The organism is Bradyrhizobium sp. USDA 372, from assembly GCF_053629095.1.
Map to the genome: position 1 here is coordinate 4,919,942 of NZ_JBRJHR010000001.1, position 17,371 is coordinate 4,937,312.

Annotated in this window: 10 protein-coding genes; 8 read left to right on the top strand and 2 right to left on the bottom strand. The window is 64.9% G+C overall.

From position 1 onward, the window contains the following. The first annotated feature begins 45 nt into the window (after positions 1-45). From AB7M16_RS23245 to AB7M16_RS23255, 3 genes are all read left to right on the top strand, one after another. Positions 46-8,313: a VCBS domain-containing protein gene (locus AB7M16_RS23245; protein WP_453947250.1), complete on the top strand. Its 8,268-nt coding sequence runs from the start codon at positions 46-48 to the stop codon at positions 8,311-8,313. 148 nt (positions 8,314-8,461) lie between these two features. Continuing rightward, positions 8,462-10,693: a CHASE2 domain-containing protein gene (locus AB7M16_RS23250; RefSeq protein ID WP_453945337.1), complete on the top strand. Its 2,232-nt coding sequence runs from the start codon at positions 8,462-8,464 to the stop codon at positions 10,691-10,693. 139 nt (positions 10,694-10,832) lie between these two features. Further along, on the top strand, positions 10,833-11,531 hold the full coding sequence (locus AB7M16_RS23255) for a nitroreductase (RefSeq protein ID WP_453945338.1): 699 nt from the start codon (positions 10,833-10,835) through the stop codon (positions 11,529-11,531). A 102-nt stretch (positions 11,532-11,633) separates the two neighbouring features. Here the strand turns inward: AB7M16_RS23255 and AB7M16_RS23260 are convergent, their stop codons facing one another. Both AB7M16_RS23260 and AB7M16_RS23265 read right to left on the bottom strand, forming a co-directional pair. After that, the gene (locus tag AB7M16_RS23260; protein ID WP_018316216.1) at positions 11,634-12,182 is read right to left on the bottom strand and encodes a sigma-70 family RNA polymerase sigma factor; all 549 of its coding nucleotides are present in this window, start codon (positions 12,180-12,182) and stop codon (positions 11,634-11,636) included. Then, a complete protein-coding gene (locus AB7M16_RS23265; RefSeq protein WP_025032292.1) occupies positions 12,182-12,415 on the bottom strand; it encodes a NepR family anti-sigma factor in 234 nt (77 codons plus the stop codon). Before AB7M16_RS23265 ends, AB7M16_RS23260 begins: the two co-directional genes overlap by 1 nt. Positions 12,416-12,646: 231 nt before the next feature. On the opposite strand from AB7M16_RS23265, the gene AB7M16_RS23270 reads away from it, so the two are divergent. The 5 genes from AB7M16_RS23270 to AB7M16_RS23290 all read left to right on the top strand — a co-directional run bounded on the left by AB7M16_RS23270 (position 12,647) and on the right by AB7M16_RS23290 (position 17,340). Beyond that, positions 12,647-13,453: a response regulator gene (locus AB7M16_RS23270; protein ID WP_172785067.1), complete on the top strand. Its 807-nt coding sequence runs from the start codon at positions 12,647-12,649 to the stop codon at positions 13,451-13,453. Between the two features lie 158 nt (positions 13,454-13,611). Further along, positions 13,612-14,187, top strand: coding sequence for a nuclear transport factor 2 family protein (locus AB7M16_RS23275; protein WP_453945340.1), 576 nt, complete (start codon positions 13,612-13,614; stop codon positions 14,185-14,187). Between the two features lie 289 nt (positions 14,188-14,476). Next, positions 14,477-14,899: a hypothetical protein gene (locus AB7M16_RS23280; RefSeq protein ID WP_172785034.1), complete on the top strand. Its 423-nt coding sequence runs from the start codon at positions 14,477-14,479 to the stop codon at positions 14,897-14,899. A gap of 108 nt (positions 14,900-15,007) precedes the next feature. Then, complete coding sequence (gene htpG, locus AB7M16_RS23285) at positions 15,008-16,885, top strand: molecular chaperone HtpG (protein WP_453945341.1); 1,878 nt, start codon at positions 15,008-15,010, stop codon at positions 16,883-16,885. Positions 16,886-17,061: 176 nt separating this feature from the next. Further along, positions 17,062-17,340, top strand: a complete 279-nt coding sequence (locus AB7M16_RS23290; RefSeq protein WP_172785032.1) for a DUF3551 domain-containing protein — start codon at positions 17,062-17,064, stop codon at positions 17,338-17,340. Positions 17,341-17,371: the final 31 nt, after the last annotated feature.

Sequence of the window (17,371 nt, forward strand, 5' to 3'; positions counted from 1 at the left end):
GATTCCTTTGCCGCCAAGCCCTTCATTGCCAAGGCGCATGGCCATGTGCCCGACGGTGCATTCGTCGTTCCCGACGCCAATCTGATCTTCAACGGCGAGTTCAAGCGTGCCGGGCTCGACCTCGTGCTGTCGCACGACGGTCACGAGTTCGTCGTTCACGATTATTTCAGGGGCGACAAGCGCGCCGCGATCGCTTCGCCCGACGGCGCCCACCTCGGCGGCGACGTCGTCAACGCCCTCACCGGCCACGTCCAGGTCGCCCAGGCCGCGCCCGGCGCCGGTGCGGCCCAGGTCATCGGTCACGTCACCAAGCTCGTGGGCAGCGCGACCGCCATCCGCAACGGCGTCTCGGTGATCCTGAACAACGGCGACAACGTCGAGAAGGGCGACGTGGTCTCGACCGGCGCCGATTCGACGCTCGGCATCACCTTCATCGACGGCACCGTGTTCGGCTTGTCCTCCAATGCGCGGATGGTGCTGAACGAGATGGTCTACGACCCCAACGGGTCGAACAATTCCTCGCTGCTCAGCCTGGTCGCGGGCACCATCACCTTCGTCGCCGGCGAAACCGCCAAGCACGGCGACATGAAGGTCGACACGCCGGTTGCCACCATGGGCATCCGCGGCACGGCGGTGCTGACACAGATCAACTTCGTCGTTCCCGCGGGCGGCGGCGATCCGCAGCCGCAGGCGAGCTTCCAGGTGCTGGTCGAGCCGAACGGCACGACCGGCTCCTACATCCTGTTCGACAAGGTCACGCTGCTGCCGATCGCGACGGTCAACCAGGCCGGCCAGATGATCCAGATCAGCGGCGGCAACGTCTCGGTCACCAATGCACTGATGTCGCCCGATGTGCAGAAGCTGATCACGGACGTGTTCACGCTGAAGTTCACCGACAACAACACCAACACCAAGCTGACCACGAACTACACCGACACGATCACGCCGTTTGGCCATGAGGTGGTGCTCAAGTCGGGGGCCGGCCCGATCGTCACCGCGACCTTCGTCAATCTCAATCCGCAGACGCAGGAAGGCCCGACCACGTCGACGCCGACGCCCGGCCGCATTCCCGGTCAGCCGATCGCGCAAAGCTTCGACCTCGGCGGCAACGTGAAGACGGCGTTCGCGCTGACCGAACGGGCGGACACCACCGGCGATACGCACGCCGACACGATTTCCGGATTGATCAGATTCCTCGATCAAAACCTCGGCGACCTGCCGACGGTGAGCGTGAGCCTCGCCGAGGCGCCGAACTACGTCTACAAGAGCGCCGGCCAGCAGGATGTCACCGGCTCGCTCACCGCGCTGCAGAAGCAGGACATCGCGGCGACGCAGATTCAGATCAGTGTCGTCGCCGACCCCGCCAACAACAATAACGGCTCGGCGGTCTGGACCTACACGATCCCGGACAAGGTCTTCGATTTCCTCGCGGCCGGCGAGACCCTGACGCTGACCTACATGGTCCGCGTCGACACCAATTTCTCGGTGAACCCCGAGTCCAAGTTCATCCCGATCACGATCACGATCACGGGAACGAACGACAAGCCGGTGGTCACCACCGACGTTCCCGTCATCACTTTCGAAGGCGGCACCAGCGTGCCGGGTGGCCCGCTCACCAGCGACGTTCCGACCTCGGGCACGCTGAGCTTCGATGACGTCGATCTCACCGACAAGCATACGGTGTCGGTGGCGCTGACCAGCGCGACCCTGCCCGGCGGCACCGTTCCGCCGGGTCCGCTCGCGGCATTCCAGAGCGCGATGTCGGTCGCGATCGCTGCGGGCGCCGACAGCACCGGTGACGGCACCGGCACCATCAACTGGTCGCTGGCCGATCTCCCGGTCTATCTCGCCGACTTCATCCCGAAGGGCGTGGTGCTGACGCTGGTCTACACCGTCACCGTCACGGACTCGCAAGGCGCGACGGCCCAGCAGACGATCACGGTCACGATCACCGGCACCGACGCGCCCGCCGTGGTCTGGATCGCGACCGACAAGGCGGGCGCGCCCTCCGGCGGCTTCTGGAAGGACGCGGCCAATTGGGAGACCGGGACCGTCCCGACCATCGATGACGACGTCATTGTCATCACCGATCAGCTGCACGGCCTGACGCCGTCCTATCCGGTGACGATCGATGCGGCCGCCTATGCGAAATCGCTGACGATGAACGATTTCGGCGGCCCGCCGCCGAAGCTGATCAACCAGAGCTCGCTGACCATCGCCGGTGCGCTCAACATGAGCGCGGACTCGATCCTCACCAACGCCGCGACCGGCACGATGTCGGTCGGCGGCAAGGCCGAGATATCGGACACGAGCGTGCTCACCAATGCGGGCCACTTGACGCTCGCAGGCGGCGGCGATTTCGCTGCCGGTACCACGATCACCAATTCCGGCACGCTGGAACTGTCGGGCGGCACCTTGAAGATGCTGGCCGACATTGCCAATGCCGGCGGCACGCTGAAGGCTGACGCGGGCACGACGCTGATCGTGGACAATGCGGCCGTCCACGGCGGCACGGTCACGATTCTCGGGACACTGGAACTCGACGGCGCCAGCTTGATCGAGAACGGCACATTGACCAATTCCGGTACGGTCAACGTCGAGGGCACGGTCGAATTTGCCAACGAGACGGTCTCCAACACCTCCGCCGGCACGATCAGGGTACTGGCGAATGGCTGGTTGACGATCGACCAGGGATCTAGCGTCGCCAACGCCGGCCACGTCACGGTCGATGCCTCGGGCAAGCTGTCGATCAGCGGCGCAACCATCAGCGGCGGCACGATCGACGGTGGCGGCAACGTAGACGTCACCGGCGCCAGCAGGATCGACGGCGGGGCGACATTGAGCACGAGCGCCGTCACGGTCGGAAGCGGGGTGACGCTGACGCTCGACGATGTCATCGTTGCGGGGACCGCGATCGCAAATGGCGGCACCGTCAAGATCGATGCGAGCAAGAAACTGACGCTCTCGGGCGCGAGCGTCACCGGCGGCCAGCTCAACGTGCTCGGTACGCTGGCCTCGTCCGGCGCCAGCACCTTCACCAATGCGTCCATCACCAACAACGGCCTGATCGAGGCGATCGGCGGCGTGTTGACGCTCGCCGCCACGACCTCGGCCGCCATTGCCAATGCCGGCACCCTCCGCGCCAACGGCGCCGAGCTCGATATCGACCACCAGGCCGTCACCAACACCGGCACGCTGGCCGCGATCAACGGCGGCACGCTGAAGCTGACTGCGATGACGGTGACCAACACCGGCGGCACCGTGTCGGTCGCATCGGGCTCGTCGCTCGATCTCGCCGGTTCGACCATCAGCGGCGGCACGGTGACGATCGCGGGCACGCTGGAATCGACCGGCACGAGCGCAGTCGACGGCGCCGACCTCAACAACACCGGCACGATCTCCGTGACCAGCGGCACGCTGACGATCGATCCCGGCCTGCTTCATGCCATCACCAATCTCGGGCTGATCGAGGCGGCGGGCGGGGGCATCCTCAAGCTCGCGACCGCGACCGTCAGCAATGCCGGCGGTACGATCGCGGTCGACGGCGCCTCGAAGCTCTATCTGACCGACGTCTCGATCAACGGCGGCACCCTGAGCAATGCCGGTCATCTCTACGGCGTCTCCGGCAGCAGCACGATCACGGGCGCGGTCACCAACACCGGCACGATCGAGGTGCAGGCCGGCACGCTGAACCTCGCTGGCGGCATCACCGGCGTCGGGACGCTGCTCGTCGACGACGGCGCGACACTCGCGCTGGGCGGCGCGGATGCGCAGACCGTCACTTTTGCCGGCGGTGCCAACACGCTCCGGCTCGATGCCACGAGCCATGATTTCACCGGCACCATTACGGCCGGGGCCTCGACCGGCGGTACCTTCACCGTCACCGGTGATGCCGATATCGCCAGCGCGAGCGGCGACGCGCTCGTGCTCGCTGCATCCGGCGGAACCAGCGGCAACCATGGCGACGTCATTCTGACGCCAACCGGCGCACTGACCGGCGCGGCCAACGGGCTCGTCGTTACCCAGAACGGCGCCGGCGACGTCTCGTTGACCGCAACCAAGGACATCACGGGCCTCGCCGGCAACGGCATCACGCTGCGCGACAGCGCGACTGGCTCCGGCGACATCACCGTCAACAATCTCACCGGCAAGGCGACCGGCACCGGCACGAATTCGGTCGGCGTTCTCGTCGAGAATTTGAACGCTGCCAATGGCGGCGACATCTCGATCACTCAGCTCGGCGGCGCGGCGGGCGGCGCGTATGGCATCGATGCAGCGACGCTGGGCCACGGCGACATCGACATCGACGCCGGTGGCTCGATCACCGGCGGCTCCATCTACGGCATCCGGACGCGCAGCTATGGCAGCGGCAGCCAGACCGTCACGACGGAGGCCGGCAGCATCGTTACGTCGGCCAGCTCGGGCATCGTCGCCGTCAATCGCGCAACGTCGATCAACGCTGCGGCCGATAGCAGCGTCACGGTCACCAGCTACGGCACGATCAATTCGGGAAGCAGCCCGAACCTGGCCGGCAATGTTCCGGCCGGCATCGAAGCCGGCTACACCGGCGCCACCAGTGGCACCCACGCCAATACCGGCGTCAACGGCTCGGTGGTCGTCAACAACCATGGCAACATCACCGCCGCGGCCGGTTACGGCATCAACGCCTATAATTACGGGAGCGGCGACGTCTCGGTGACCAGCTTCGCCGGCACCACGATCTCGGTGTCCGGGGCGCAGAGCATGGGAATCAACGCCGCAGCATTGAGCGGCGGCACCGGTGACGTCACGGTCACGCTCGGCGAGAATGTCACGATCTCGGGTGCGGCGAGCTACGGCATCAGGGCCCACAGCATCGACCAGGGCGACATCAGCGTCACCCTGGCGAACGGCGACAGCATCACCTCCGGCAGCTCCGGCATCGTGGCCGTCAATTTTGCGACGGCCATTGCCGCCGGCGTTGCGAGCACGATCTCGGTCGAAGCACACGGCACGATTCATTCCGGCACCACGCTCAACAACGACGGCACCACGCCGGGCGCGATCATCGCCGGCTACAAGCCCGGCGGAAACGGCACATTCTCGAACGCGGTCAACGGCGACGTGGTCGTCAACAGCGATGCGAACATCACCGCGGCTGCCGGCTATGGCATCGAGGCGTTCACCTGGGGTGTTGGCGACATCACCGTCATGACCGGCCAGAATTCACAGATCTCCGCCGCAGGCACCGCGATCGCGGCGTTCGATCATGGCGGCGGCGACGTCAGCATCACCAATGACGGTTCGGCCTCCGGGGCGGTCGGCGTGGCTGCCCTCGCCACCGGCGCCGGCGACGTCACCATCGTCAATCATGGCGACATCGGCAGCACGAGCTTCGCCGGCATCAGCGTCACGCAGAATGGGGCCGGCGCGACCGGCTCGACGCACATCACCAATTCCGGCTCGATCTCGGCTCCCACCGGTCACGCGGCGATCTACATCCAGGAGAACGCGACCGGCACGGCGACGATCGACAATTCCGGCACGATCGGTGCTGCGGACGCATCCAGCGTGACCTCGACGACCTATGCGATCGTCGAGACCGGCGGCGCCATCACGATCAACAACTCTGGCGACATCAATGGCAACATCTCCGTCGCCACGGCCACCTTCAACAACAACGCGGGCGGCATCTGGACCGTCTCCGGCACCAGCGTGTTCGGCAGCCTGTCGTCGATCGTCAACGAGGGCGATATCGACCTGCTCGAAGGGGCCTCGATTGCCGGGACCGGCCTGAGCATTGCGAACTATCATGAGATCGACAGCTGGGGCACGGCGACGATCTCCGGCGCCATCACCAACGCCGGTACGATCGAGGTCAACGCCGGGACCCTGACGCTGTTCGGCTCGCTGTCCGGCGCGGGGTCGGTTACCGTCGATGCCGGCGCGCTCCTGAAGCTCGAAGGCACGGTCACGCAAACGGTCGCGCTCGCCGGTGATGGCGCCGCGCTTCAGATCGACACGTCGTCCTTCGGCGGATCGATCGCGGGGCTGTCCGCGGGCGACACGATCGACCTGTCCACGATCAAGTACGGTCTCGGCACCAGTGCGGTCTATGTCGCCAATGCCGACCCTGCGACCGGAGGCGTGCTGACGGTCACCGACGCCGATGGCAACCACATCGATCTGAATCTGACCGGTGCCGACTACAGCAACGCCCATTTCGCCGGCAGCAGCGACGGCCATGGCGGCACCCTGATCACGTTCAATGCGGAAGATGATGCACCGGTCTTCACCGCGGCAGAGGCCTCGCCGAGCGTGAGCTTCTCCGAGCTCGAGAGCACCACCGGCGATCCGACGCTCGATCCGGTCTCGGGTGGGACGGGCGCGATCCATTTCACCGACATCGACCTCACCGATCGTCCGACGGTGACGAACGTTGCGTATGCCTTGACTTGGCTCGACGCCGACCACACCACGCAGCTGACGCTGTCGCCGGACGAAATCACCGCGTTGGAGCAGGCTCTGACGCTCTCTGCGACCGGCAACAAGAACAACGGCGCGATCGGCTGGAGCTATTCGATCGCCGACAGCGCGCTGGATTTCCTCGGCGAAGGCCAGACCGTGACGGTGGTCTCCACCATCACGCTGGCGGACCATCAGGGCAAGACCGATACGGCCGCGGTGACGGTCACCATCACCGGCAAAAACGACGCGCCGGTGATCACGGTCGCAAGCGGCGACAGCGCCGGCGCGACTCTGGACGAGACCAATGCGGGGCTGGACAAGACCGGCACGCTGACCCTGTCCGACGCGGACGCCACCGATCATGTGAGCGTCGCGCGCGATCACCTCTCGGTCTATCTTGACGGTGTGTTGCAGACCGACGACGTCGGCGGGCTGTCGAACACCGATCTACTGAACTATCTGACCGTTCCGGCCGCCGATATCCTGAACGGCACCGCCACCCACGCGCAGTTCACCTGGACCTTCAACTCGCAGGGGGAGGACTTCGATTTCCTCGCCGCCGGCCAGACCCTGTCGCTGCAATACACGATCGTCCCGTCGGATGCCGATGGCGCCGGCACCAGCAGCACCGTCACGATCGACATCGTGGGCAGCAACGACGCGCCGACGCTCGATGATGCGACGCTGGCTTCCGTCGCCGGCAACGACAGCGATCCGGGCGGAGCTGCGATCAGCAGTCTGTTCACGGACAAGTTCCACGACGCCGACACCGGTGCGACATTCAAAGCCCTCGCGGTGACCTCCGACGCCGCCACCACGGCGCAGGGCGTCTGGCAGTACGAGCTCGCCGGCACGGTTCAATGGGTCGATATCGGGTCGGTCAGCAACACGAACGCGCTGGTGCTGGGCCCCGATACGCTGATCCGGTTCGTGCCCGCCAACGGCTTTTCCGGGACGCCGGGCGCGCTGGGAGTCCACGCGCTCGACGACACCTATACCGGTGCCATCACGACTGATCTGTCGACCGCGACAATCGATCTTTCAGTGACCGGCACCGGCGGTGAGACTCCGGTCTCGCAGGATCTCACCACCATCGGCACGGAAGTGACTGCTCCCGCCGACGGCCCGGTGATCAACACCGAGAGCTTCCAGGTCGAGCATATCATCGAGAACAACTCCGACATCATCACCGATCTCATGGTCACCGGCTCGGCGGACCACGACTTCACCGTCACCATGTCGACGGCGCATCCAGGTCTTAGTCAGGTGGACTTCTATCCGGCCTCGGGCTCGCTCGAGGAGATCAACCTCGGTTTCGAGACCGGCGCCACCTACAATCCGACAGCGGCCAGCTCCGATCCTCAAGCCCAGCCGCCGGACATCGAGCAGATCACGCTGACTGTGACGGACCAGGCCACGGGGCTGTTCGACACCGTCCATTTCATCTTCCACGAGGCCGGCGACACCAGCCAGTCCGTTGCCCTGGAAGGCACCAGCGGCAAGGACGTCATCTTCGCGACCGATACGAACAGCACGCTGACAGGCGGGGAGGGCAAGGATCAGTTCGTGTTCGCGCCGGGCTTGTTGTATGACGACAACGGGCAACCCGTCACCGATTTCTCCCACACGATCACCGATTTCAAGGTGGGGCTCGACAAGATCGATCTGCGGCAGTTCTCCGACGTCGGCTGCAAGGGCGACCTCGCCATCGCCCAGCAGCAAAATGGCGACACCCTGATCACCTGGAATCAGGAGGTCTCGCAGCAATCCGGACTGATACAGGAGCACGAGTCGCTCCTGCTCAAGAACGTGGTCGCCGCAAATCTCCAGGCCAGCGATTTCATCTTCGGCACGCATGTCACGTGAGGACGTGCGGGTCCTATCGGCCAACAGGCGCGTAGCTTGACCGCGGCAAAAAATTCACCGTCTACCACCGTCAGGGAATAGCCAATCGCGGGCCGAGGCTCCATGATCGGTGCGCCCGGCGTGGTGCGGGGCGGGAAGTTCGGCTGGCATGAAACGTCTGAGGATCCTGCGGCGGTGGTTTGCGCGGAAGCTCGGCTTTGCGCGGCTGATGTGCCTTGCGCTGCTGGTTCTATTCGCCGTTGCGCGCCTCTGGGATCCGCCGCCGATCCAGGAATTGCGGCTGCGCACCTTCGACATGTTCCAGCTGATCGATCCCAGGCACAAGACGGCGCGGCCGGTCACCATCGTCGACATCGACGACAAGAGCCTCGCCAAGCTCGGGCAATGGCCGTGGCCGCGGACGCGGATCGCCGATCTGATCCAGAGCCTCACCAACAACGGCGCGGTGGCGATCGGCTTCGACGTGGTGTTTTCGGAGCCCGACCGACTCAATCCGGATCTGGTCGCGGGCCAGATGCGTTATCTCGACGACGCCACGCGCGCCAAGCTGCGCGGGCTGCCGACCAACGACCAGATCCTCGCCGAGGCGATCAAGCGCTCGCGGGTGGTGCTGGGCGAGACGGGTCTGCCCGATATCCTGGCCGAGCCCGACAAGTCACTTCCGCTCACGGGCGTGGCGACGGTCGGGGAGGAGGGTGCCGACCGCTTCCTGTTCGAATTTCCAGGCCTGCTGCGCAACGTGCCGGTGATCGAAATGGCGGCCGCCGGCCGCGGCCTGTTCTCGATCAGAAAGGAGCGCGACGGGTTCATCCGCCGCGTGCCGATGGTCATGCGTGCCCAAGGCAACATCATGCCATCGCTCAGCCTCGAGATCCTGCGCGTCGTCACGGGGACACCGACGCTGCTGATCAGGACCGACAAGACCGGCGTGCGGGCCGTGCGCCTCAAGGGCGTCGAGATCCCCACTGACAAGAACGGCCAGTTCTGGGTGCACTACGCCCGCCGGGATCCCTCGATCTACGTCTCCGCGGCCGACGTGCTCGACAACAGCGCGTCGCCGAGCAAGTTCGCCGGCAAGCTGGTGCTGGTCGGGACCTCCGCGGCCGGGCTCAACGACATCAAGACGACGCCGGTGTCCGCGACCATGCCGGGCGTCGAGATCCATGCCCAGGTGCTGGAGAGCGTGCTCAGCGGCGCGGTGATCTCGCAGCCGAACTACGCGCTCGGGATCGAGCTGATCGCGGCGCTGGTGATCGGCCTGCTCGTCATCATCTTCACGCCGAATCTCGGCCCCGTCCGCCTGGTGCTTGCGGGTGGGGCCTTCGCCGCCATCCTGGTCGGCGTGTCCTGGTTCTTCTACGTGCAGCACCGCCAGCTCATCGACTTCACCTATCCGCTGCTGTCGACCACCGCGGTCTATCTGACGCTGATCTTCGCCAGCTTCGTGCGCGAGCAGCGCCAGCGCGTGCAGATCCGCGGGCAGTTCGCGCAATACATGTCGCCGGTGCTGGTCGAGCAGCTGGCGCAATCGCCGGAAAAGCTCGTGCTCGGCGGCGAGGAGCGCGAGATGACGATCATGTTCTCCGACGTGCGCGGCTTCACCACGATCTCGGAGAGCTACAAGCACGATCCACAAGGGCTGATCGCGCTGATGAACCGCTTTCTGACGCCGCTGACCGACGTGATCATCGAGCGCAAGGGTTACATCGACAAGTACATGGGCGACGCCATCATGGCGTTCTGGAACGCGCCGCTCGACGATGCCGAGCACGAGATCAACGCCTGCGAAGCCGCGATCCAGATGCTGGAGCAGATCGACGAGGTCAACAAGGAGCGCGAGCAGGAAGCCGCCGACGGTGGCCACGTCTACATCCCGCTCAATGTCGGGATCGGTCTCAACACCGGCATCGGCGTGGTCGGCAACATGGGCTCCGACCTGAAGAAGAACTATTCGGTGCTCGGCGACAGTGTGAACCTGGCCTCGCGCCTCGAGGGCCAGTCGAAGGCATACGGCTTCCCGATCATCGTGGGCTCGCGCACCGCGCTCGCCGCCAAGGAAAAGTTCGCGATCCTCGAGCTCGACTTCATCATGGTCAAGGGCAAGTCCGAGCCGGAAGTGATCTACGCCATCGCCGGCCGCGAGGACGTGATGCATTCGGCCGCGTTCCAGCGCCTGCGCAACATCACCATCGAGATGCTCGGTTGCTACCGTAGCCGTGACTGGCAGGGCGCGCTGGACGCGATCGAGCGCGGCCGCAAGAGCGAGGACGCCGACACGCTGGAGAAGCTGTTCAGGCTTTACGAGGCGCGGATCAAGGATTTCCAGATCGAGCCGCCGCCGGAGGGCTGGACCGGCGCCTATGCCCTGCTGACCAAGTAATGGTCGCCGTCACCGCCTCCCGCAGGGTGGGCAAAGCGAAGCACGCCTACCATATGCAGGTGCATCGAGGTAAGTATGGCCGAGGGGTACGGCGCCTGGCGCCATTGCCCAACCAGAAGAAAAAAGGGCGAGCTGAGTGATGGACGCACAAGTGAAACAAAACGACCGCATCGGTGTGCTCGAAGAGCTCCTCAACGAGCGCTACTCCGTTCGCGCCTTTCTCCCTAAGGAGGTCGATCGCGCCATCATCGAGCACGTGCTGGCGACCGCGCAGCGCACGGCGTCCTGGTGCAACAGCCAGCCCTGGCAGATCATCATCGCCAGCGGCGAGGCCAAGGAGCGCTTTCGCAAGGCGATTTACGCCGAAGCCTCGAAGGGTCTCGGCGATGATTACGACTTCACGCCACCGCGCGAATATGCCGGCGTCTATCTCGATCGCCGCCGCGAGAGCGGCTTCCAGCTCTACAACACGCTCGGCATCGCCCGCGGCGACAAGGCGGCCTACGCCAGGCAGGCGCTGGAGAACTACAATTTCTTCGGCGCGCCGCATGTCGCCATCATCCACACCAACGAGCCGCTCGGCATCTATGGTGCGATCGATTGCGGCGCCTATGTCTCCAACTTCATGCTGGCGGCGCAGGCGCTCGGGCTCGGCACCATTCCGCAGGCCGCGCTGGCGCGGCATTCCGGCCTGATCCGCCGCCACTACGATCTGCCCGGCGACCGCCGCGTCGTCTGCGGCATCTCGTTCGGCTATGCGGACCATGCGCACAAGGTCAACAGCTACCGCACCTCGCGGGCGAGCGTGGCCGAGACCGCGACCTTCGTGGATGTGTGATCGCGCGCCGTGAGCCCGATGCCATCAGCGTCGGACGCGCGCGCGAAGACGGCCGTGGAAACGGCCGTCTTCCTCTCGTCCCGGTTCGATTGACGCCGGCGGTCAGCCGCCGCTGCCGCCGATCACGGCTCGCACGGTCTCGTCCGGGCCGAAATCCTCGGCGCCGTCGACATAGAGCAGCGCGGCGAGCTTCGAGCGGGCGCGGTTGACGCGGCTCTTGATGGTGCCGACCGCGCAGCCGCAGATCGAGGCCGCGTCCTCATAGGAGAAACCGGACGCGCCGACCAGGATCAAGGCTTCACGCTGATCCTGTGGAAGCTTGTCGAGCGCGGTGCGAAACTCCTCGAATTCGAGATGCGCATTCTGCGAAGGCTGGGTCTTCAGCGTCTTGGCATAGTTGCCTTCGGCATCCTCGACCTCGCGCCGACGCTTGCGGTAGTCGGACCGGAACAGGTTGCGCAGGATCGTGAACAGCCAAGCCGGCAGGTTGGAGCCGGGCTGGAACGAGTCGATGTTGGCGAGCGCGCGCAGCAGCGTCTCCTGGACCAAATCGTCGGCGCGGTCCGCATTGCCGCTGAGCGAGATGGCGAAGGCGCGCAGACTGGGCACGGCCGCCAAGATGTCGTTACGCAGGGAGTCCGTGAGAGGCATTAATCCCTCCCATTGTTGTTGTCGTTGGATCCGCCCTCATTTTCCACGTGGGGTGACGCTCCCGGCGCATCAAGCTTCTTGATCAGTTCTGCGAACCGATCTGGAACCCCCTGTCGTACGACATCGTCGTACATGGCGCGCAACTGGTGCCCAATCCGGGATTGAATTTCCGGAGTTAGGCCTCCCTTGCCGGGGGTCGTGCTTCTGCTGGCTTGAGACTTGAGATCTTTCATGACCTGTTCCACGTTTCCCCGAGTTAAGTGACTGTAAAATCGAGAAGTTTTCTCAACCGGGAGCCGTTCCCTGGATAGGCACAATTCCAGCTGCGCCAAAAAGTTCCCAGCTAGGCGGAACTTTTGTTGAGGTGAGGCGTAGACAGCCCAGCAGGGGAACCTGGGCCCCCCGCGTGATGCCTGACCTCAGGATTGGACCTCAAGGTTGGCCCGAAGACGAATGGAGTGGGGATGTCCCGTTCACAGGTAGTTGCTGAACACTTGCCGCTGTTGCGCCGGTACGCGCGGGCTCTGACAGGCAGCCAGGCCTCCGGTGACGCCTATGTCGCCGCCATGTTGGAAGCCATGCTGGGCGATCCGTCGGTGCTCGACGAGAGCCATGGGCCCCGGGCCGGCCTGTTCCGGCTGTTCACCCAGATCTGGAATTCGGTCTCCATCAATGACGATGCCGAGGTGACGACCCTGCCGATGCCTCCGGAACGGCGGCTGTCGAACATCACCCCGCTGCCGCGACAGGCCTTCCTGCTGCTCTCGCTCGAGGGCTTTTCCGAAGAGGAAGTCGCCTTCATTCTCGGCACCGACGTCGCCGAGACGCGCCGTCTTGCCGACGCAGCCGGACGCGAGATGGCCGCCGAGATCGCCACCGACGTGCTGATCATCGAGGACGAGACCTTCATCGCCATGGATCTCGAGAGCCTCGTTAAGAATCTCGGCCATAACGTCGTCGGCGTCGCCCGCACCCATGCCGATGCGGTGGCGCTGGCCAAGAACAGGCGGCCCGGCCTGATCCTCGCCGATATCCAGCTTGCCGACGGCTCGTCGGGCCTGGACGCCGTCAACGAGCTGCTGCGCACCTTCGAAGTGCCGGTGGTGTTCATCACCGCCTACCCGGAGCGCTTCCTCACCGGCGAGCGTCCCGAGCCGGCGTTCCTGATCTCAAAGCCGTTCCAGCCCGCGATGGTGTCTGCGGTGGCGAGCCAGGCCCTGTTCTTCCAGCGCAACTCGCGCAACCGTACGCCGAAGGCGCCGGCGGCGTAACAAGGCACTAGCGGCTTGCCGATTGGCGAGTTTGGTCCGGCGTGCCGCGAGGCACGCCGGATTTTTCATGCCGCCCGCCCGCTTGACGGGCGCTGAATTCGCCGCCCATAGCTGATGCCGCAGCTGCGCGTGCGACCACCCCAATCGGAGACGGGCCCATGGACCAGCAACTCCTCGACCGTCTCGCCATCCGCGACCTCGTCGAGAACTGGGCGGTGTGGCGCGATGCGGGCGATTGGGAGCGCTTTGCCACGGTCTGGCACGAAGAGGGCTGGATGTCCGCGACCTGGTTTCAGGGGCCGGCGCGGGATTTCATGCGCGTCAGCCAGGAGGGGTTTGCCAAGGGGGTGCGCATCCTGCATTTCCTCGGTGGCACCAGCATCGATCTCGCCGGTGAGCGGGCCATCGCGCAGACCAAGATGACGATCTCGCAGCGCGGCCTCGTGCACGACGTGCTCTGCGACGTCGTCTGCACCGGACGCTTCTACGATTTCCTGGAGAAGCGGCATGACCCATCAGGTATTGGCAAATGGGGCATCGTCCGTCGCCAGCCGATCTACGAGAAAGACCGGATCGATCCGGTCGATCCCGCCGCGACGCTTCGCCTCGACCAGACAGCGCTCGCTGCACTCCCCGAAGGCTACCGCCACCTCGCCTACATGCAGGACCTGATCGGCTACAAGGTCAAGCGCGACATGCCGGGCCTCACCGGCCCTGAGGTCGAGAAGCTCTAAAGGGAAGGGCGCGAGTGGCTCGCCGGCAAAGGCGAAGTAGACGCCAGACAAAAGTAAGGCGCGACTGGCATCACCACAGTCGCGCCCTACGTCGCCGGCTTATGGGGCAGGGGGGAATAGCCGGCTGCTGAGACGACTCCTGTGCGCGAAAGTCGTTCCACACGTCGCGAAATATTTTGCCGGTCTGCTGCATTTTTCGCACACGGTTAAGTGATCGTAACGGCCAAGAACCCCCGGTCCTTCGGCGGAGTTGTTCCCGCGATCGCCATGGGGCGAGGGATCGACAGCCATGTCACAGATTCAAAAGGTTTTTTTGAGCGCCATCGCGATCGCCGCGACGCTCGGGGCCGTGCAATTGGCCTCCGGCCACGATCTCGCCGACCGCTGGCAGGCGGTCGCCGACATCTCCAGCCACAGCTCCAGCATCGCCCCGGGGCACAACGTCAATCGTGTCGCCAAGGCAGACCGGCTCGCCGAGATCAAGCCGGCAGCTGTGCCCACCCGGACGGTGTCGATGCGCCTGAACGACCTCGCCGATACGTCGGTGCTGCTGCGGGTCCCCGCCGTCATCGAGACCGGCAATGCCAAGTCGCCGGTGCTGCTCCAGAACCAGAAGAAGCCCCGCAACAAGCCGACGATCGCCTGTGAGCCGATGGTCAGCTCCCTGACCGAGGTCGCAAGGCTGCTCCAGCCCGGTCGCTGCGTGACCTGACCCGCGCCGCCAGGGTGGCTTGGCGGACCCAGACTTCACATCCTCTTGATCCGCCGTTGCCTCGCGCTATATCCGGGTTCCCTCCCTTTTGTTTGACCGGGTAAGCGCATGACGACGTCAGATACGGCTGTGCATACGCAGCCTTTCCAGGCCGAAGTTTCCGAACTGCTGCACCTGATGGTGCACTCTGTCTATTCGGAAACCGACATCTTCCTCCGCGAGCTCATCTCTAACGCCTCCGATGCCTGCGACAAGCTGCGCTACGAGGCCATCGCAAGTCCCGCCCTGCTGGGCGAAGGCGACGCGCTCAAGATCCGCATCATACCGAACAAGACGACCAAGACGCTCACGATCGCCGACAACGGCATCGGCATGGAGCGGCAGGAGCTGATCGACCACCTCGGCACCATCGCCCGCTCCGGCACCAAGGCGTTCGTGTCCAAGCTGAAAGAGGCCAAGGACGGGCTCGGCCTGATCGGCCAGTTCGGCGTCGGCTTCTATTCCGCCTTCATGGTCGCCGATAAGATCGTCGTGATCAGCCGCCGCGCCGGCGAGAGCGACGTCTGGACCTGGAGCTCCCAGGGCGGCTCCGGCTTCGAGATCGCCCGTGCCAGCGACGAGGAGACGGCGCGCGTGACGCGCGGCACCGAGATCGTCCTGCACCTGAAGGACGACGCCAAGAAATATCTCGAGACCTACGAGATCGAGCGCATCGTCACCGCCTATTCCGACAACATCCTGTTTCCGATCGAGCTGGTGCCCGAAGACGGCGAGCCGCGCCAGATCAATTCGGCGAGCGCGTTGTGGCAGCGCTCCAAATCCGAGCTGACGGCTGACGACTACAAGAAGGCCTATCAGCAGATCGCCTCCGCCTTTGACGATCCCGCGATGACGCTCCACTATCGCGCGGAAGGCCGCTACTCCTACGCCGTGCTGCTGTTTGCGCCCTCGACCAAGCCGTTCGACCTGTTCGAGCCGAACCGCAAGGGGCGGGTAAAGCTCTACGTCCGGCGCGTCTTCATCACCGACGATGCCGACCTGTTGCCGGGGTACCTGCGCTTCATCCGCGGCGTCGTCGACAGCGAGGATCTCCCGCTCAACATTTCGCGCGAGATGCTGCAGAACAATCCGCAGCTGGCGCAGATCCGCAAAGCCGTGGCGACCCGGGTCGTATCCGAGCTCGAAAGCCTCGCCGAGAAGGATCCGGAGAATTTTGCCAAGATCTGGGACGCCTTCGGCGCGGTGCTGAAGGAAGGCATCTACGAGGATTTCGAGCGCCGCGAAAAGCTGCTCGCGCTGTCGCGCTTCACCACCACGTCGGGCGAGAAGCGGTCGCTGAAGCAGGTGATCGGCGATTTCAAGCCGAACCAGACCGAGATCTATTATCTCGTCGGCGACAGCATCGAGCGGCTGAAGTCCAATCCGCGGCTGGAAGCTGCCACCGCGCGCGGCATCGAGGTGCTGTTGCTGTCGGATCCCGTCGATGCGTTCTGGACCTCGATGCCCTCGGAATTCGAGGGCAAGCCGCTGAAGTCGCTGAGCCAGGGCGATCTCAACCTCGACCTGATCCCGCGTATCGACGAAAAGGACGAGCCGAAGAAGGACGAGCCGGCTGCGGACGAAGCCACCACCATCGCCGTGATCAAGGCCGCGCTCGGCGAGCGGGTCAGCGACGTCAAGGCCTCGACGCGCCTCACCAGCTCGGCCTCCTGCCTCGTCGCCGACAGCCAGGGCCCGAGCCGCGAGCTCGAGCGCATCTTGTCGCAGCAGAATCGCGGCATGAAGACCAAGCCGATCCTCGAGATCAATCTGCGCCATCCGCTGGTCACCGCGGTGACCAAGGCGCAGGCTGGCTCGACGGTCGTCGACGATCTCAGTCTGCTCCTGCTCGAACAGGCGCAGATCCTGGACGGCGAATTGCCGGAAGACCCGGCAGCGTTCGCGGCGCGGCTGAACCGGCTCGTCTTGCAGGGACTCGGCGGCTAGCGCCGCTTCGCAGCATCGTTCCGACCGGGGGCCGCCCGGGTCGTCAAACCGTTCGGCGCGCATCGGCTCTGGCGCTGCGCGTCCCACTCAACTTGACGTCAATTGGCCCGAGGAACAGTCGCGAACGACGAGATGATGTGTCATATGAAGCGACGTCACTATTCGAGGATTTCCCCATGCGCTTGTCATTCCTCACTCTTACCGCGATCTTCACGCTGCTGGGCGCAGCGGATGCCAGCGCGCAGCGATACGATCCGGCCTATCCCGTCTGCATGCACCGCTACGTCGGTGGCGGCCCTGGTGGCGGAGGCAGTGACTATTTCGACTGCTCGTTCACCTCGTTGGAGCAGTGCCGCGCCACGGCCTCGGGCCTTGCCGCGACCTGCGACCTCAATCCCTATTACGCCTTCAACGAATCGCCGCCGCCGCGCCGGCGTCCCAAGAAGGTGCACTAGGTAAGTGAGCCGGGCCCAAGCCCGCGACATT